The sequence below is a fragment of the Rhizobium sp. RHZ02 genome (assembly GCF_014851575.1).
Taxonomy (GTDB): Bacteria; Pseudomonadota; Alphaproteobacteria; order Rhizobiales; family Rhizobiaceae; genus Rhizobium; species Rhizobium altiplani.
In genome coordinates this window covers 61,092-78,297 of sequence record NZ_JACUZX010000005.1, presented here as the reverse complement: position 1 = coordinate 78,297, position 17,206 = coordinate 61,092, and the positions used below count along the sequence as shown (strand labels likewise).

Here is a 17,206-nt window from a genome sequence, read left to right as displayed (position 1 = left end):
CCTTGTCATAAATACGCGCTTGGAGAAAAACCGATGTGGCTCAGCAATTTTACTCTCGTCCTTCCAGATGAGATCGTGAGCCGCGGCTCGGTGCGCGTCGAGGACGGCGTAATCGCTGAAATCAGGCCGGAACCGGTCGCCAACACCGCAATCGATGGTGGTGGGCGCTTGCTGATGCCGGGCTTCGTGGACCTTCACGGCGACATGGTGGAGCGCGAGATCGCGCCGCGCCCGAATGCGCCGATGCCGATCGATTTCAGCATCCATGAACTGGATAAGAAGCTGGCCGCTGCAGGCGTCACGACGGCGTTTGCCGCCGTCTCCTTCGCAACGGAAAGCGTCTACGGCCATGTCCGCTCGCTTGAGACCACCTCGGCCGTCATCGAGGGTATCAACCGACTCCAGGATGATTTGCTTATCGATCACCGCGTCCATGCGCGCTATGAGATCACCAACCTCGGTGCCGCGCCGGCGCTCGAGAAGCTGCTTGAAGCCGGCCACGTCGACATGGTCTCGCTGACCGACCATACACCGGGGCAGGGGCAGTATAACAACATCCAGAGCTACATCCTGAGCATTGCCGAGCGCCGGGCCATTTCCGAGGAGATGGCCGCCGAGATGGTCGCCAAGCGCATCGAGATGCGCAACAATCCGGAGATCGAGATCAAGCTGAAACAGGTCGTCGATCTCGCCCTGAAACACAAGCTGTCGCTCGCCTCCCACGATGACGATAGCGCCGAGAAAGTCGCGCAAATGCACGATCTCGGTGTCACGATCAGCGAATTTCCGGTGACGCTTCCGGCGGCGGAAGAAGCGCGGCATCGCGGTCTCTGGACGCTGATGGGGGCTCCGAACGCCCTGCGCGGCCAGTCCATGTCCGGCAATCTCAGTGCGATCGATGCAGCAGCCGCTGGCCTGCTGACCGTCATCGCTGCCGATTATCATCCCGCGGCCTTCGTGCCCGGCATCTTCAAGATTGCCGACCGCACGAGCCTGCCTTACGCCGTTGCCATGGCGACCCGTAATGCGGCGCGTTCCGCAGGTCTTCTGGATCGCGGCGAGATCGCCGTTGGGCAGCAGGCGGATCTCGTGGTTGTTGAAGCCGGCGACGTGCACCGCATCCGCGCGACGTTCCGCAAAGGCCGTTTCGTTTACAGCGACGGCACCCTGCACCAGCCTCGGGCGCTTGCCGCCTGAGGCCAAGAGCATGTCTCCGAAAGTGGGAACCGCTTTCAGGACAAACACATGCGTGAAAGCAAAAAACTAAGGTAGGGCAAGCGAAACCAAAAGATCGCGCCGTGCTTTAGGCCCCTTCGCCGATCAGCGAGATAACGCTGCTACGTTCCGCCGGCGCTGCCGCAGCGCCGGTGCTGACGGCCTTGCCGCCCTCCATCTTCACCTTGCCGTGGGCAAGGAGCCGCAGCGCTTGCGGGTAGAGTTGATGCTCCACGGTGAGCACACGGGCGGCCAAGCTTTCTGCACTGTCGTTGGAGAGGATCGGAACGGCGGCCTGGCCGATAACCGGGCCCTCGTCCATGCCTTCGGTCACGAAGTGCACGGTGCAGCCGGCGATCCGCATGCCGGCGTCGATCGCTCGCTGGTGGGTATGCAGACCCGTGAACAGCGGCAGCAGGGAAGGGTGGATATTTATCATCCGGCCCTCGTAGCGCTGGATGAAGGTGCCGCTCAGAAGCCGCATATATCCCGCAAGGCAGAGGATGTCAGGCGATAGCTCATCGAGCGCGGCAAAGATCGCTCCTTCGTGCGCTTCCTTGCTGGCATAATCCTTGCGAACGAAGGCAAAGCTCGGAATGCCCTCGGCTGCCGCCTTGGCAAGCCCTCCGGCATCGGCCCTGTCGGAGATCACCCCGACGATTTCCGCCGGATAGTCGGCAGCCTTGGCAGCGGTGACCAGCGCCATCATGTTGGAACCGCCGCCGGAGATGAAGACGACGGCGCGTTTGCGTGACGTCGTCATATGGCGAGCGTACCCTTGTAGAGCGTGCCGGCCGCGCCCTCGGCGCGGGCAATCATCCGGCCGAGCGTTACGACCGTCTCGCCTTCAGCTTCAAGAGCGGCAGTGACGGTTGCGACGTTCTCAGCCGAAACGACTGCGATCATGCCGACGCCGCAGTTGAAGGTGCGCAGCATTTCATTGGCTTCAACGCCGCCGGTCTTCGACAGCCAGGAGAAGACGGCCGGAACTTTCACGGCCGTAAGGTCGATCTCGGCTGCAAGGTGCTTCGGCAGGACGCGCGGAATATTCTCCGGGAAGCCGCCGCCGGTGATGTGCGCCAGTGCCTTGATGGCCTTGGTTTCGCGGATCGCCTTCAGCAGCGGCTTTACATAGATGCGGGTCGGCGTCAGCAGCGCTTCGCCGAGGCTCTTGTCTTCCGCGAACGGAGCCGGGGCATCCCAGGCGAGGCCCGAAATCCCGACGATCTTGCGCACCAGCGAAAAGCCGTTGGAGTGAACGCCTGAGGAGGCAAGGCCGAGGATCACATCGCCTTCGGCGATGTCGCCTGACGGCAGCAGCTGGCCACGCTCGGCAGCGCCGACGGCAAAGCCTGCAAGGTCGTAGTCGCCGGAGGAGTACATGCCCGGCATTTCGGCAGTCTCGCCGCCGATCAACGCGCAACCCGCGTCGCGGCAGCCGGCAGCAATGCCCTCGACGATCGCCGCACCCTGGTCGGGATCGAGCTTGCCTGTCGCAAAGTAGTCGAGGAAGAACAGCGGCTCTGCGCCCTGGACCACAAGATCGTTGACGCACATGGCGACAAGATCGATGCCGACGGTATCATGATAATCGGCGTCGATGGCGATCTTCAGCTTGGTGCCGACGCCGTCATTGGCGGCAACGAGAACCGGATCCGTGAAGCCGGCAGCCTTGAGGTCGAACAAACCGCCGAAGCCGCCGATCTCGCCGTCCGCGCCCGGACGGCGCGTCGAGCGCACAGCCGGCTTGATCTTCTCCACCAGAAGGTTTCCGGCATCGATGTCGACGCCTGCGTCGCTATAGGTCAGGCCGTTTTTTCCAGACTGGCTCATACTGCTCTCCGATGGCTGCGCGGGGGCGGGAAATGTCACCGCCTCAATATTTGGGTCGCCATTGCATGACACGGGCCTACATGCAAGGGATTGCATGGAAAAAGCCCCAATTTCCCGCTCTTTTGACGCAGGCCCTCTGGATTTTTAGCGCCGGGGTTGACCATTCTCTCGGCCACATCCTATGTGCTCGAAAGGTTGCATCTGTATGATGCGAAAGATCGAGACAGTCGATCAGCGGGGAATGTGATGCCACAGCAGGTTAGCGGGGCAGGTCTGAAGCGCCAGGTGATCTTCTGGCTGATCGTTCTTGCCTTCTTCATCGGCTTCCTTTTCATCTTCAGCTCGATCTTGTTGCCGTTCCTGGCCGGGATGGCACTGGCCTATTTCCTCGATCCGGTCGCGGACCGGTTGGAACGCCTTGGGCTGAGCCGCCTCATGTCGACGATCGTCATACTGATCGCCTTCATCATCATGATCGTGCTGGCCCTGATGATTTTGATACCGGTCTTGGCGAGCCAGTTCAGCGACTTTGCCGGTCGCCTGCCGGGCTACATCGAGCAGTTGCAGACATTTATCACGAACTCGCAGAACTCCCTCATGCCGGATTGGGTGAGGAACCAGCTCGGGACGATCAAGAACAACTTCTCCGAAATCCTGTCGCAGGGATTTGGATTGCTCACCGGTCTCTTCGGCCAGGTCTGGAGTTCCGGCCTTGCCGTCGTCAACGTGATCTCGCTGATGATCGTTACGCCCGTCGTGGCCTTCTACATGCTGCTTGATTGGGACCGCATGATCGCCAAGGTCGATCAGTACATTCCCCGCGACTACGTGGCGAACGTCCACCAGATCATGCGTGAAATCGATCAGGCGATCGCCGGGTTCATCCGCGGGCAGGGCTCGCTCTGCCTGATCCTGGGCGTCTGGTATGCGGTTGGCCTGTCGTTGGTCGGTTTGAACTTCGGCCTGTTGATCGGCCTGTTTGCGGGCATGATCAGCTTCATTCCCTATGTGGGCTCCTTGGTGGGGCTTGTTCTTGCCGTCGGCGTTGCCATCGTTCAGTTCTGGCCGGACTACATCTGGGTCGGCGCGGTGCTCGCGGTCTTCTTCAGTGGCCAATTCATGGAAGGCAACATCCTGCAGCCGAAGCTGGTAGGCCACAGTGTCGGGCTGCATCCGGTGTGGCTGATGTTCGCCCTGTTTGCCTTTGGTGCGCTGTTCGGCTTTGTCGGTCTGCTGGTTGCCGTCCCGGCGGCAGCGGCCGTTGGCGTGCTTGTCCGCTTTGCCCTTTCGCGCTACCTTCAGAGCGATCTTTATGCCGGCCACTCGAAAGAGGGCCAGGTCGGCAAGACAAAAGCTGATCCCAATGACTGATGTGAAAAACGCTGGTCCAAGGCGCACCGCCGTCGAGCAGCTTCCCTTGGCTTTTTCGCACGATGCTGCGACCGGGCGCGATGATCTCTTGATCTCGGAACGGCTTGCCGCTGCGGTCTCCATCGTTGATGCCTGGCCGAATTGGCCTTCTCCCGTGGTGATCCTCGCCGGTCCGGTGGGCTCGGGAAAATCGCATCTCGCGAATATCTGGAAGGACCATAGCGGCGCCGTAGAGATCCATCCGAAGGCCGGCGCCAACGCGGCTATTGATGCGGCGAACGGTCCCGTGCTTTTCGAGGATGTCGATCGGGTAGGGTTCGATGACAACGAACTCTTCCATGTCATCAACAGCGTGCGGGAGAACGGCCACAGCCTTCTGATGACAAGCCGCCTCTGGCCCATGTCGTGGCCGGTGGAGCTGCCGGATTTGCGCTCGCGCCTCAAGGCCGCGACCGTCGTCGAGATTGGCGAGCCGGACGAGGAACTGCTGTCGCAGGTCATGGTAAAGTTGTTTGCAGACCGCCAGCTTTATATTGATGACAAACTGGTCCTCTATATCGTTGTCAGGATGGAACGATCGCTGAATACGGCTCAGACGATCGTCGACAGGCTGGACCGGCTCGCCCTCTCTCGCGGCACAAAGATTACCCGAGCTCTGGCCGCTGAAGTGTTGAATGAATTGGGTAATTCGGAACCGTCGGATTGACTGTCACAGTTCCGTCGTGAAACTGATATAATTCGCTTGGCCGAATGAAACGGGACAATCAGACCATGGACAGCGCAGTCACGGAGCATCACGAACCCACTCCGGAAACCGATGAGACTGCGCCTTCGCTAGAAGAACTGCTGGCTAGCCCCGAGCGCTTCATCAACCGCGAGTTCTCATGGTTGCAGTTCAATCGCCGTGTTCTCGAGGAAACGCTGAACACTGAGCATCCCCTGCTCGAGCGGGTCCGCTTCCTGTCGATCTCGGCCGCAAACCTCGACGAATTCTTCATGGTGCGCGTTGCCGGTCTGGAAGGGCAGGTACGTCAGAATATTATGATGCGCTCGCCGGACGGCAAGACGCCGGCCGAACAGCTCGATGCTATCCTCCAGGAGATCGACAATCTGCAGATGGAGCAGCAGGCATCGCTTGCCGTGCTCCAGCAGTACCTCGCCAAGGAAGACATCCTGATCGTGCGTCCGGGAGCTCTCAGCGAATCCGATCGCGCGTGGCTCGCGACAGAATTCGAGCAGGCGATCTTCCCGGTGTTGACGCCGCTGTCCATCGACCCGGCGCATCCGTTCCCCTTCATCCCGAACCTCGGCTTCTCGATCGGCCTGCAGCTTGTCAGCAAGAGCGGCCGCGAACCGATGACAGCGCTGCTGCGCCTGCCTCCGGCTCTCGACCGCTTCGTTCGCCTGCCGGATGATCGCAATACGATCCGCTACGTCACGCTTGAGGACGTGACGAACGTCTTCATTCACCGGCTCTATCCCGGCTACGAAGTGCAGGGCTCGGGTACGTTCCGGATCATCCGCGACAGCGATATCGAAGTCGAGGAAGAGGCCGAAGACCTCGTGCGCTTCTTCGAAACCGCGCTGAAGCGCCGCCGCCGTGGATCGGTGATCCGCATCGAGACCGATTCCGAAATGCCGACGTCGTTGCGCCAGTTCGTCGTGCAGGCGCTGAACGTTCCCGACAATCGCGTCGCGGTTTTGCCGGGCCTCCTTGCGTTGAACACTCTCTCCGAGATCACCAAGGCACCGCGCGACGACCTTCGATTTCCCCCCTACAATGCGCGATTTCCCGAACGCGTCCGCGAGCACGCCGGCGACTGCTTCGCTGCCATCCGTGAAAAGGACATGGTGGTTCACCATCCCTACGAGTCTTTCGACGTGGTGGTCCAGTTCCTGCTCCAGGCTGCGCGCGATCCTGACGTCCTGGCGATAAAGCAGACGCTCTACCGCACGTCGAACGACAGCCCGATTGTGCGTGCGCTGATCGACGCGGCCGAATCCGGGAAGTCTGTCACCGCTCTGGTGGAGCTGAAGGCACGGTTCGACGAAGAGGCAAATATTCGCTGGGCCCGCGATCTGGAGCGCGCCGGCGTACAGGTCGTTTTCGGTTTCATCGAGCTCAAGACCCACGCCAAGATGTCGCTGATCGTCCGGCGGGAAGAGGGCAAGCTGCGCAGCTACTGCCATCTCGGCACCGGTAACTATCATCCGGTCACCGCGAAGATCTATACCGACCTGTCGTTCTTCACGTGCAATCCGGTGGTCGCCCACGACATGGCGAACATCTTCAACTTCATTACCGGCTATGGCGAACCGGAAGAAAGCATGAAGCTTGCGGTCTCGCCTTACACGCTACGCACCCGAATCCTTCGTCACATCGACGAGGAGATCAAACACGCCAAGGGTGGTGCGCCGGCGGCGATCTGGATGAAGATGAATTCGCTTGTCGACCCGGAGATCATCGACGCGCTCTACACGGCAAGCCGCGCCGGCGTTGAGATCGATCTCGTGATCCGCGGCATCTGCTGCCTGCGTCCACAAGTTGCCGGTCTCTCTGAAAATATCCGCGTGAAATCGATCGTAGGCCGTTTCCTGGAGCATAGCCGCATCTTCTGCTTCGGCAATGGTCACGGGCTGCCGTCGGACAAGGCGCTGGTCTATATCGGCTCGGCCGACATGATGCCGCGTAACCTCGATCGCCGGGTCGAAACTCTGGTACCCTTGAAGAATCCGACGGTTCACGAGCAGGTCCTGTCACAGATTATGCTCGGCAATATCATTGACAACCAGCAAAGCTACGAGATATTGCCCGACGGAACGTCAAGGCGCATGGAAGTGCGCAAGGGCGAAGAGCCGTTCAATGCGCAGCAGTATTTCATGACCAACCCCAGCCTGTCCGGCCGTGGCGAAGCCTTGAAATCCAGTGCACCCAAGCTGATCGCCGGTCTGCTTTCTGGCCGAAACAACAAGTAATATTGGACCTGCATGGTTGAATCAGAAGCCCAGGGGCGCCTTCCCGGTATTGCCCCGGTCTCCGTCGTCGACATCGGGTCGAACTCGATCCGTGTGGTCATCTATGAAGGCATGTCCCGATCGCCGACGATCCTTTTCAACGAAAAGGTGTTGTGCGGCCTCGGACGGGGCATCGCGCTGACCGGAAAGATGGACGAGGCAAGCGTCGAGCGCGCTCTGGCGGCTTTGCACCGGTTCAAGGCTTTGTCCGATCAGGCGCGCGCTGCCACCATGTACGTTCTCGCGACCGCGGCTGCCCGCGAAGCATCGAACGGCCCCGACTTCATCCATCAGGCCGAGACCATTCTTCAGCGCAAGGTCCGCGTTCTCTCCGGCGAGGAAGAGGCGAAATTCTCCGCCCTCGGCATTGTCAGCGGCTTCTATGCGCCAGACGGTATTGCCGGTGACCTCGGCGGCGGTTCGTTGGAATTGATTGACATCAAGGGCAAGGAAGTCGGCAAGGGGGTTACCTTGCCGCTCGGTGGGCTTCGTCTGTCCGAATATGCCGGCGGCTCGATGGAGAAGGCCAGGACGTTTGCTCGCAAGCATGTGAAAACAAGTTCCAAGCTGCTGGCGAAGGGGGCTGGGCGCACTTTCTATGCCGTTGGCGGTACCTGGCGAAACATCGCGAAGCTGCACATGGAAATGACGGAATATCCGCTGCACATGATGCAGGGTTATGAGGTTCCGTTCGATGCGATGATGCAATTCCTCGATCAGGTGGAGATTGCCAAGGACTCGAAGGATCCTGCGTGGATGGCCGTTTCGAAGCATCGCCGCGCGCTGCTTCCCTTCGGCGCGGTTGCCATGAAGGAAGTCCTGAGCGCGATGAAACCCTCTGTCATCTCGTTCTCGGGGCAGGGCGTGCGCGAAGGCTACCTCTATTCATTGCTCTCCGAGAGCGAGCGCCGCAGCGATCCACTGCTGGCGGCCGCTGGCGAACTCGCCATTCTGCGCGCCCGTTCGCCGGAACACGCCAGGGAGCTGGCGGACTGGACAGGCCGCATGATGCCCTATTTCGGCATCACGGAGACGGAAGAAGAGGCGCGCTATCGCCAGGCTGCGTGTCTGCTTGCCGACATCAGCTGGCGCGCGCATCCCGATTACCGCGGCCTGCAGGCGCTGAACATTATCGCTCACTCATCCTTTGTCGGCATCAGCCATCCTGGCCGCGCCTTCATTGCGCTGACGAACTACTACAGGTTCGAAGGGCCTTATGACGACGGCGCCACGGGGCCTCTTGGTACGATCGCAACGCCGCGATTTATCGAGCGCGCCAAGCTCCTCGGCGGCCTGCTGCGTGTCGTCTATCTCTTTTCGGCATCGATGCCCGGCGTCGTGCGCAATCTCACCTTCCAGAAATCGTCCAAACCCGATCTCGACCTGGAGTTCGTAGTGCCGGCGGAATATCACGACTTTGCAGGTGAGCGTCTCGATGGCCGGCTGCAGCAGCTTGCCAAGCTGGCGGACAAGCGTCTGGCTTTCCGCTTCGAATAGCACTCGGCGCGGAACTGACGTTCCGCGAAAGCCGACCAACGGATGGCCCATCGACGTCCGGTGATCCGAAGGCTGGCGCTGCGGATAGCGGGAGACCGCATGCCCCGATGCCTGGCCCGCCAATATTGCCGATGCATGCAGCGTAGCGCAGTCCGGCGGCTATCGGCGAGGTTGACGTATCTGTTTGACATGCTTCAACTGGCCAATGACACAAACGAAATGCGGGCAGAGACATGATCACAGATATCGAGGACTTCTTCACGAAGGGATGCGGACGCTGCGAGCGCTTTGCGACTCCGGACTGTTCGACGCGGCAATGGATCGACGGCCTGAACGACCTTCGCCGAATTTGCCTCGAGGCCGGGCTCGTCGAGACGGTGAAATGGGCGCATCCCTGCTACATGCACGAAGGCCGCAATATCGTGATCCTCGGTGCCTTTCGCAGCGACTTTCGCGCCACGTTCTTCAACGCAGCGCTCATGAAGGATTCCGAAGGCGTTCTCGAGAAGCAGGGGCCGAATACCCGGCATCCCGACATGATCCGCTTTGTGGACAACGCCCTAGTGGCAAAGATGGAACCTGTCATCCTGTCCTACCTTAAGGAGGCGATGGGATATGCAGAGGCAGGCATTAAACCGCCAAAGGAAGAAAGCGAACTCGAATTGCCTGACGAGTTGGTCGAGGCATTGGACTCCGACCCTGAACTTGCAGAAGCCTTTCACGAATTGACGCCCGGGCGACAGAAGAGTTACGTGATCAATCTCAACGGGGCGAAGACGTCCGTTACGCGCACGTCACGCATTGTGAAGTTTCGCGATCACATTATTGCCGGAAAGGGCGCGACCGAGCGCTGAGCCGAACTTTCGAACGTCCGTAGATCGAGCATTCCAGTCAAAGAAGCCCCGCTCTTCCGAGCGGGGCTTCTTGGCGAAGCCCGAGACTTACTTCGCGTTCAGAAGTTCGCCGACTTCAAGCAGGCTGAACTCGTTGTTGTCGGCCTTATCGACGGCGCGGCCGGCCGAGAAGGGCAGGTTGTTGTCGTTGCCGACGATGATGTGCGTGGCATCGACGCGATCGACGTTCTCAATCGTCACGAACGGCATGTCGTAGACGCCATCCTTGCTGCCAGCTTTCTTCTTGTTGTCGGGGTCCTTGATGTTCAGGAGGTCGATGTAGCCGATCTTGCGAACAGCCTTGCCGACGTTGGCGTCGTTGAATTCGATCTTGTAGATGCGCTTGAGTTCGGCTGGGGCTTCAAAGCAATCCGGCTTCGGCTGCTTGGAATCGGCGCAGGCTTTGTCCTTGGTGCCGGCGCCGTTGTCGCGCTCGATCACGAGTGCGGTCGAGCCATCGAGCATGTTGAAGTCGCCGATCGAAACGCCCTTGTCTTCGAAGGGGTAGAACCACGTACGACCGGTCCAACTTTTGGAAGCAGTGTCAAATTCGATGACGCGGATGGCGGTGTGGCCGTCAACCGATTCCATCTTGCCGTCGTCCTGATAAAGCGCGCCTTCCAGCAGGCCATAGAGCTTGCTGCCGTCCTTGGACATAGCAAGACCTTCAAAGCCGCCCGAGCGCTTCAGGTTGAAGATCGGCGTCTTCGCGGTCGGGTTTGCCTGGATGGAAAGCACCGGATTGTCGGGCGACATGACCGGCTTACCATCGACCGTGGTCGCAGTAACGTCGGTCAGGCGGCCTTCGGTGTCGAACTTGAGAAGGTACGGTCCGAATTCTTCGCCGATCCAGAAGCCGTCTGCGACGGGCTGCACGGATTCGATGTCGAAGTCCGCACCCGTAAGATAGCGGTTTTCGGCGCCTTCGAGCACGATCGGGAAGGGTGCCTTCTTGTCCGGATCGGAGAGGAAGAGGTTCTTGACGACATCGACCTTGCCGGCCTGCCAGTCGAACTTGACCTGATGCAGGGAGAGCATCGCGTCGCTGGAGTTGGCCTTGGCGCCGAAGCCGTTATCCGAGAGCGTCCAGAACGTGCCGTCCGGCATGCTCTTGATGCCGGAGAAGCCCTGGATCGGCTGCCCATCGAAGGGCAGTTTCAGATCGGTGACGCGTGCGCCGTCCTTGCCGGGAACGCTGTTGAGCGCTTCGGTGCGCTTGCGGTCAGCAGTGGTGAATTTGCCGGAATGCTTGAGGAACTCTGGCGCATCGGCGGGAGCCGCCACGAGCGTGTTGGCGGGTAGGATGGCCTGGCTTGCAAGCTTTGCCGGAAATTCCTGCTGGTCAGCGGCGGCTGAACCGGCGATCAAAAAAAGAAATGAAACAGAAGCAAGAAGAGTATTTTTCATCGAAACCCCCAGGGATTGGAATGCGGGTCTCGAATAGCAAGGCTTTCATGTCGGTGCGTTGACGCTTGCATGAAGCTTTGGTGACGTCTTGTGGTTGTCCGCTTTGGCGAGCGCGATGACACCGAGGCTCTGGCCCCGGCCCTTGACGGCGTGGCTTCCAAGGTCCTCGACCGAGACGGTCTCCGGCATCTTGATCCGCTGGGCAAGGTCGCTCGAGATCAGGACTGATCGGTTCAGCGTCTTGGAGAGCGATTCAAGTCGGGAGGCGGTGTTTACGGTGTCGCCGAAATAGGTGATCTTATGGTGGTCGACCCCGATTTCGGCGGTGATCACCGTACCGCCGTGGAGAGCGGCGCGCAGGCGAGGGACTTGGCCGTATGTCTTCAGCCAGTTCTCGGCATCCGCCTCTATCGATCCGATGATGTCGAAGATGCAGTTCACGCATCGCGCGAACTTGATCCCGCGCTCCAATGGCCAGCTGATGATGGCGGCGTCGCCCACGTAGTCGTCGATGGTGCCCCTGTACTTTCTCACCGGCTCCGCAAAGGTGGCAAACAGCGAGCTCAGCATCTGTTGCGCGCGGAGATCGCCATGCTTCTCGGCGAAGGACGTCGAATCCACCAGGTCGATGAACAGGAAAACCCGCTCCTCACTGATTGGCTTCCTGTAGCGGCTGAAAAGCATGCTCGTGAAGATGTCTCGGCCCAGCAATTCGCGGATGCGCAGCACGAAGATGATAAGCGCACACACCGCAAGTGCATAGAGGAAGGCATCGAAAGGCAGGACAACGGCATTGACCCAAGATGCCGGACTAAAGACGCCGAGCCACCACATGGAGAGGCCGGCGATCGCGAACCCGATGCTCATCAGGATTTCGTAGGCGAAGATCTTGGCGAGGAAGAACGTTACCGTCGGCAACGCCTGCATGCGCCGGTAAAGACCACGCAGGATCACCTTGCGCTCAAAGGCCATGATCGGCATGCCGATGAACAGCGCAAAGGTTGCGCCCACGAAGGGATGGCCGCCATAGAAGCGCATGTCGTAGAGAACGCCGCTCGCAGCGATAACAAGCGCGATCAACAACCAGTTCTGAACTGGAGATATTTCCCTCATGTCGTCCTTTTCGCGGTCGCTTCGCCGGCGGTGCTCAAGCCATATAGGAACACTACTGCGCTTCCGAAAGGCGCGCCAAGCCGGCGTTCTTGGATCAAATCGATCTGGCGATGACTATGCGCGAAAAAAGTCCGCTTGATGGCGCTTAGAGCGCCACCGTCTCCACTTTCTTGCCGACGAAGCGAAGAGCGACCTGGCCCTGGATAAGCTGCAGCGCCGGCTCGCCGAAAAGCTCCCGGCGCCAGCCGTGCAGCGCCGCGACTTCTGCCATTTCGCCTTCCGCTGCGATCCTGTCGAGATCCTCGCTGTTGGCAATGACCTTCGGCGCGACGCCATGTTTTTCCGAGATCAGCTTCAAAAGGACCTTCAGAAGTTCGGCGGCAGCGGCAGCACCTTCCGGCTGCTGCGTCTGCCGCGGGGCGTGCGGCATGTCGGCCTTTGGCAAGGCAAGGGCCGCATTGACGGCGTCGATGACAGCTACGCCGGCAGCCGATCGCTCCCAACCCTTGGGGATCGTTCGCAAGCGACCGAGCCCTTCGGCGTCCTTCGGCTGCTGCTGGGCGATCTCGTAAATCGCGTCATCCTTCAATACGCGTGAGCGCGGCACGTTGCGGGAGCGGGCCTCGCGCTCGCGCCAGGCGGCGACATATTTCAGGATGGCAAGCTCCTGCGGCTTGCGCAGGCGCATTTTCAGGCGCTGCCACGCATCATCAGGATGCATGTCATAGGTCTCGCGGGCCTCAAGGATATCCATCTCCTCCCGCAGCCAGGAGGAGCGGCCTTCGCGTTCCAGCTCGGCTTTGAGATAGCGGTAGACGTCGCGCAGATGCGTCACGTCGGCAAGCGCATAGTCCAGCTGCTTTTCAGAAAGCGGCCGGCGGCTCCAGTCGGTGAAGCGCGAAGACTTGTCGATCTGAACGCCCTTGGTGCGGCTGACCAGCTGATCATAGGAGACCGAGTCGCCGAAGCCACATACCATCGCGGCAACCTGCGTATCGAAGATCGGATGCGGGATCAGTCCGCCGCGGTTGTAGATGATTTCGATATCCTGGCGCGCGGCATGGAAGACCTTTAGGACGGCCGGATTGGCCATCAACTCGAAGAACGGTCGGAGGTCGAGACCCTTGGCGAGCGGGTCGACCAGCACCTCGGTCGTCGGGCTTGCCATCTGGATCAGGCAGAGTTCCGGCCAGAACGTCGTCTCTCGGAGAAACTCGGTGTCGATGGTAATGAATTCTGACTTGGCCAGCTCTTTGCAGGCCGCCTCCAAATCGGCGGTAGTTTCGATCATCTCAATTCATTCGCAGGATAGACATAGTTGAACCTTCCTTCTCCTTTCGGCCGGATATGTCAACTAGAACCCGCAAAGACCTATCAAACAACTCTAACATAACTGGTCATACCGGTCTTTTGATGTTCGATGATGTGGCAATGCAGCACCCAGTCGCCGAGATTGTCGGCCACGAAGGCGAGCTGCACCTTTTCGTCAGGCTGGACGAGATAAGTGTCGCTGACAAGGGGCGTGACATCCCGCGTCGATGACGACAGAACCGTAAAACTCATGCCGTGCAGGTGGATGGGGTGCGTGTGCGGCGTCACGTTTTCGAGCTGCAGGATGTAGCTTTTGCCAAGTTTCAGTTCTGCCAGGGGCGCAGTCGGGTCTGGCCCGTCACCCGGCCACGGCACTTTGTTGATGGCCCAGAAGTTGTAGCCCAGCGTGCCACAGATGCTGTCGGCCGCTCCGCTTTCTGCCGTGGCGCTGAGGACGAGCGGGATCTTCTCTGCGGAAGACAGGTCGGCTTTGGCCACAGGGTTCTCGCCGAGCGCGGCGAGATCGCCGACATTGCGCTTCAGCGATGTTCCGACGGCTCGAAGCTTGGCGATCGTCTTCGGTGTTGTACCGCGGATGTCTTCAAGCGCGGCAATGGCGCCTTCGCTATCCGGCATCCGCACGGCGAGATCGAGACGCTGGCCGGGGCCGATCAGCAGCAGATCGAGCGAGAAACGTTTTGGCACCGGATTGCCGTCGATCGCGATGATCGTCGCCTCGGCCCCTTGCATCCTCAACGAAAAGATGCGGGTGACGTCGGTCGCGGCGATCCGCAGCCGAACGAGGCCGCCGGCGGGCGCATCATACTGGGGCTCCTGACGCCAATTGGCTGTCCTGACAGTGCCGTAGGTGCCGCTCTTTGCCGCGTCGCGCGGGCGGAAAGCCGCAATGAACTGGCCATCGCCGCCGAGGCGCCAGTCGCGCAAGTTGAGCAAGACCTCTGCGTCGAATTTGGGGTCGTCAGGATCCTCCACCACGAGAAGGCCTGTCATGCCGTGACCCATTTGCGTCAGCGTGTTGCAATGCGGGTGGTACCAGAAGGTGCCGGCATCCGGCGGGGTGAAGGCGTAGTCGAAGCTGTCGCCGGTATAGACGTAGGGCTGTGTCAGGAAGGGCACCCCGTCCATCTTGTTGGCGATTCTCAGACCGTGCCAGTGGATCGTAGTCGGCTCGTCGAGCGTATTCGTGAGCCTGGCAGCAAAAGGCTTCCCCTTCGTCATTCGCAAGATGGGCGGCATGCCGCCATCGCCCCAGGTCAGGATGTCCTTCGTGATGCCTGCGTCGGTGATACCAGCGGTCGTCCTCACGGCCTTCAGCACCTGCGGCGCGGGTGCAGCCTCCGCCAGCCCGAACTTGCCCGCGATCCCGATCCCTACGCCGTAGGCACCTGCGACTGCAGACGTTTTCAGCAGATTGCGGCGAGTGAGAAGAGGCATTTCGAGGCTCCACACGAACGATATCGCTCCTCTTTAAAGTTGACCGAGAGTTTCAGCAATATGGTGCGAGGCTGCTAAACTGCCGCACGGCTGTTCACCAGCACGGGGTTGCACCACGCTATAACCGCTCGCAAAGCGCAGGCTCGGTGCGCCAACCCTTGACAAATCAGACCGTCCATGCGCTTTTCCGCCCGATTTTCTTGTCGGTACGGGAGAGCCATCAGAGCCCCTTGCTGCCGTCTTAAGCCAAATACCGGGAATTGAGATTATGCATCGCTATCGCAGCCACACATGTGCAGCCCTCCGCAAGTCGGATGTCGGCGCGAACGTCCGGATTTCCGGCTGGGTCCATCGTGTTCGCGACCATGGCGGCGTTCTCTTCATCGATCTTCGCGACCACTACGGCATTACACAGGTCGTCGCCGATCCGGACTCTCCGGCCTTCAGGCAGGCTGAACTGGTTCGTGGCGAGTGGGTCATCCGCATCGACGGTCTCGTGAAGGCGCGCACCGAAGACACCGTCAACAAGAACATGGCAACCGGTGAGATCGAACTCTATGCGCAGGAGATCGAAGTTCTCTCCGCCGCCAAGGAACTGCCGCTGCCCGTTTTCGGCGAGCCTGATTATCCCGAAGACGTGCGCCTGAAGTACCGTTTCCTCGACCTGCGCCGCGAAACGCTGCACAAGAACATCGTCAAGCGCACGCAGGTGATCTCTGCCATGCGTCGCGAGATGGGCAATATCGGCTTCACCGAATACACGACGCCGATCCTGACGGCCTCCTCGCCGGAAGGTGCGCGCGACTTCTTGGTGCCATCACGCATTCATCCCGGCACCTTCTATGCCCTGCCGCAGGCGCCGCAGCAGTACAAGCAGCTGCTGATGGTTGCCGGCTTCGACCGCTACTTCCAGATCGCGCCGTGCTTCCGTGACGAAGACCCGCGCGCCGACCGCCTGCCGGGCGAGTTCTACCAGCTCGACCTCGAAATGAGCTTCGTCGAGCAGGAAGACATCTGGAACACCATGGGTCCGATGATGACCTCGATCTTCGAGGAATTTGCCGAAGGCAAGCCAGTCACCAAGGAATGGCCGCGTATTCCTTACGACGAAGCGATCCGCAAGTACGGTTCCGACAAGCCGGATCTGCGCAACCCGATCGTCATGGAAGCCGTCACCGATCACTTCGCCGGCTCTGGCTTCAAGGTCTTCGCGGGCATGATCGCCTCGAACCCGAAGGTCGAGATCTGGGCGATCCCGGCAAAGACCGGCGGCTCGCGCGCATTCTGCGACCGCATGAACGCCTGGGCGCAGAGCCAGGGCCAGCCCGGCCTTGGCTACATCTTCTGGAAGGAAGAAGACGGTAAGATCGGCGGCTCCGGCCCGCTCGCCAAGAACATCGGCGAGGAACGCACCGAAGCGATCCGCACGCAGCTTGGCCTTGATGCGGGCGACGCCTGCTTCTTCGTCGCCGGCGAGCCGTCCAAGTTCTACAAGTTTGCAGGCGAAGCCCGTACCCGCGCCGCCGACGAGCTGAACCTCATCGACCGCGACCGCTTCGAGCTGTGCTGGATCGTCGACTTCCCGTTCTTCGAATACAACGAGGAAGAAAAGAAGATCGACTTCGCCCACAACCCGTTCTCGATGCCGCAGGGCGGCCTCGACGCGCTGATGAACCAGGATCCGCTTGGCATCAAGGCCTATCAGTACGACGCGGTCTGCAACGGCTTCGAAATCGCTTCGGGCTCGATCCGTAACCAGTCGCCGGAAACTATGGTCGCCGCCTTCGAAAAGATCGGCCTCAGCCAGCAGGACGTGGAAGATCGTTTCGGCGGCCTCTACCGCGCCTTCCAGTACGGTGCGCCTCCGCACGGTGGTGCCGCTTTCGGCATCGATCGCATCGTCATGCTGCTCGTCGGCGCCAAGAACCTGCGCGAGATCTCGCTGTTCCCGATGAACCAGCAGGCGCAGGACCTTCTGATGGGCGCGCCGACCCCGGCAACGCCGACGCAGCTGCGCGAACTTGCGATCCGCCCGATCCCGCCGGTCAAGAAGGACTGAGGCAGAGTACATGATTGAAAAGAAGCCCGGCGCGCGT

The 17,206-nt window shown here is 60.4% G+C and carries 13 protein-coding genes; 7 read left to right on the top strand and 6 right to left on the bottom strand.

All coding sequences use genetic code 11. From position 1 onward, the window contains the following. Nucleotides 1-33: 33 nt before the first annotated feature. Nucleotides 34-1,197, top strand: a complete 1,164-nt coding sequence (locus IB244_RS10305) for an alpha-D-ribose 1-methylphosphonate 5-triphosphate diphosphatase (protein WP_169681052.1) — start codon at nt 34-36, stop codon at nt 1,195-1,197. A 106-nt stretch (nt 1,198-1,303) separates the two neighbouring features. On the opposite strand, the gene purN is transcribed toward IB244_RS10305, so the two are convergent. Then, nucleotides 1,304-1,978: a phosphoribosylglycinamide formyltransferase gene (gene purN / locus IB244_RS10300; RefSeq protein WP_169681050.1), complete on the bottom strand. Its 675-nt coding sequence runs from the start codon at nt 1,976-1,978 to the stop codon at nt 1,304-1,306. Then, on the bottom strand, nt 1,975-3,048 hold the full coding sequence (gene purM, locus IB244_RS10295; protein WP_018116875.1) for a phosphoribosylformylglycinamidine cyclo-ligase: 1,074 nt from the start codon (nt 3,046-3,048) through the stop codon (nt 1,975-1,977). Before purM ends, purN begins: the two co-directional genes overlap by 4 nt. A 246-nt stretch (nt 3,049-3,294) precedes the next feature. Between purM and IB244_RS10290 the strand changes: the two genes are divergently transcribed. From IB244_RS10290 to IB244_RS10270, 5 genes are all read left to right on the top strand, one after another. Further along, nucleotides 3,295-4,419 carry an AI-2E family transporter gene (locus tag IB244_RS10290; protein ID WP_018859177.1) on the top strand — a complete coding sequence of 375 codons (1,125 nt, stop codon included), beginning with the start codon at nt 3,295-3,297 and terminating at the stop codon, nt 4,417-4,419. Beyond that, complete coding sequence (hdaA, locus tag IB244_RS10285; protein WP_018859178.1) at nt 4,412-5,125, top strand: DnaA regulatory inactivator HdaA; 714 nt, start codon at nt 4,412-4,414, stop codon at nt 5,123-5,125. The genes IB244_RS10290 and hdaA overlap by 8 nt, the downstream gene beginning before the upstream one ends. A gap of 65 nt (nt 5,126-5,190) precedes the next feature. Then, entirely contained in the window at nt 5,191-7,395 is a 2,205-nt protein-coding gene (locus tag IB244_RS10280) for an RNA degradosome polyphosphate kinase (protein ID WP_192304126.1), read from the top strand. A gap of 12 nt (nt 7,396-7,407) precedes the next feature. Next, the gene (gene ppx / locus IB244_RS10275; RefSeq protein WP_018116879.1) at nt 7,408-8,931 is read left to right on the top strand and encodes an exopolyphosphatase; all 1,524 of its coding nucleotides are present in this window, start codon (nt 7,408-7,410) and stop codon (nt 8,929-8,931) included. Nucleotides 8,932-9,164: 233 nt separating this feature from the next. Beyond that, entirely contained in the window at nt 9,165-9,785 is a 621-nt protein-coding gene (locus IB244_RS10270) for a YdeI/OmpD-associated family protein (protein WP_018859180.1), read from the top strand. A gap of 87 nt (nt 9,786-9,872) precedes the next feature. Here IB244_RS10270 and IB244_RS10265 read toward each other — a convergent pair whose 3' ends face one another. The 4 genes from IB244_RS10265 to IB244_RS10250 all read right to left on the bottom strand — a co-directional run bounded on the left by IB244_RS10265 (nt 9,873) and on the right by IB244_RS10250 (nt 15,110). Beyond that, nucleotides 9,873-11,231 carry an esterase-like activity of phytase family protein gene (locus tag IB244_RS10265; RefSeq protein WP_113470729.1) on the bottom strand — a complete coding sequence of 453 codons (1,359 nt, stop codon included), beginning with the start codon at nt 11,229-11,231 and terminating at the stop codon, nt 9,873-9,875. A 45-nt stretch (nt 11,232-11,276) separates the two neighbouring features. Further along, nucleotides 11,277-12,344, bottom strand: a complete 1,068-nt coding sequence (locus tag IB244_RS10260) for an adenylate/guanylate cyclase domain-containing protein (protein WP_026372048.1) — start codon at nt 12,342-12,344, stop codon at nt 11,277-11,279. A gap of 145 nt (nt 12,345-12,489) precedes the next feature. Continuing rightward, nucleotides 12,490-13,635 (bottom strand): ribonuclease D, encoded by a 1,146-nt coding sequence (rnd, locus tag IB244_RS10255; RefSeq protein WP_113470730.1) that lies wholly within the window; start codon nt 13,633-13,635, stop codon nt 12,490-12,492. Between the two features lie 83 nt (nt 13,636-13,718). Further along, nucleotides 13,719-15,110 (bottom strand): multicopper oxidase family protein, encoded by a 1,392-nt coding sequence (locus tag IB244_RS10250; protein WP_169681046.1) that lies wholly within the window; start codon nt 15,108-15,110, stop codon nt 13,719-13,721. Nucleotides 15,111-15,378: 268 nt separating this feature from the next. Between IB244_RS10250 and aspS the strand changes: the two genes are divergently transcribed. Next, nucleotides 15,379-17,169 carry an aspartate--tRNA ligase gene (aspS, locus tag IB244_RS10245; RefSeq protein WP_113470731.1) on the top strand — a complete coding sequence of 597 codons (1,791 nt, stop codon included), beginning with the start codon at nt 15,379-15,381 and terminating at the stop codon, nt 17,167-17,169. Nucleotides 17,170-17,206: the final 37 nt, after the last annotated feature.

Bases quoted from the DNA above. Each gene is read 5' to 3' on its own strand.
- rnd (WP_113470730.1), bottom strand. From the start codon at position 13,635: ATGATCGAAACTACCGCCGATTTGGAGGCGGCCTGCAAAGAGCTGGCC.
- IB244_RS10250 (WP_169681046.1), bottom strand. From the start codon at position 15,110: ATGCCTCTTCTCACTCGCCGCAATCTGCTGAAAACGTCTGCAGTCGCA.
- IB244_RS10270 (WP_018859180.1), top strand. From the start codon at position 9,165: ATGATCACAGATATCGAGGACTTCTTCACGAAGGGATGCGGACGCTGC.
- hdaA (WP_018859178.1), top strand. From the start codon at position 4,412: ATGACTGATGTGAAAAACGCTGGTCCAAGGCGCACCGCCGTCGAGCAG.
- IB244_RS10265 (WP_113470729.1), bottom strand. From the start codon at position 11,231: ATGAAAAATACTCTTCTTGCTTCTGTTTCATTTCTTTTTTTGATCGCC.
- IB244_RS10280 (WP_192304126.1), top strand. From the start codon at position 5,191: ATGGACAGCGCAGTCACGGAGCATCACGAACCCACTCCGGAAACCGAT.
- purN (WP_169681050.1), bottom strand. From the start codon at position 1,978: ATGACGACGTCACGCAAACGCGCCGTCGTCTTCATCTCCGGCGGCGGT.
- IB244_RS10305 (WP_169681052.1), top strand. From the start codon at position 34: ATGTGGCTCAGCAATTTTACTCTCGTCCTTCCAGATGAGATCGTGAGC.
- purM (WP_018116875.1), bottom strand. From the start codon at position 3,048: ATGAGCCAGTCTGGAAAAAACGGCCTGACCTATAGCGACGCAGGCGTC.
- ppx (WP_018116879.1), top strand. From the start codon at position 7,408: ATGGTTGAATCAGAAGCCCAGGGGCGCCTTCCCGGTATTGCCCCGGTC.
- IB244_RS10290 (WP_018859177.1), top strand. From the start codon at position 3,295: ATGCCACAGCAGGTTAGCGGGGCAGGTCTGAAGCGCCAGGTGATCTTC.
- aspS (WP_113470731.1), top strand. From the start codon at position 15,379: ATGCATCGCTATCGCAGCCACACATGTGCAGCCCTCCGCAAGTCGGAT.
- IB244_RS10260 (WP_026372048.1), bottom strand. From the start codon at position 12,344: ATGAGGGAAATATCTCCAGTTCAGAACTGGTTGTTGATCGCGCTTGTT.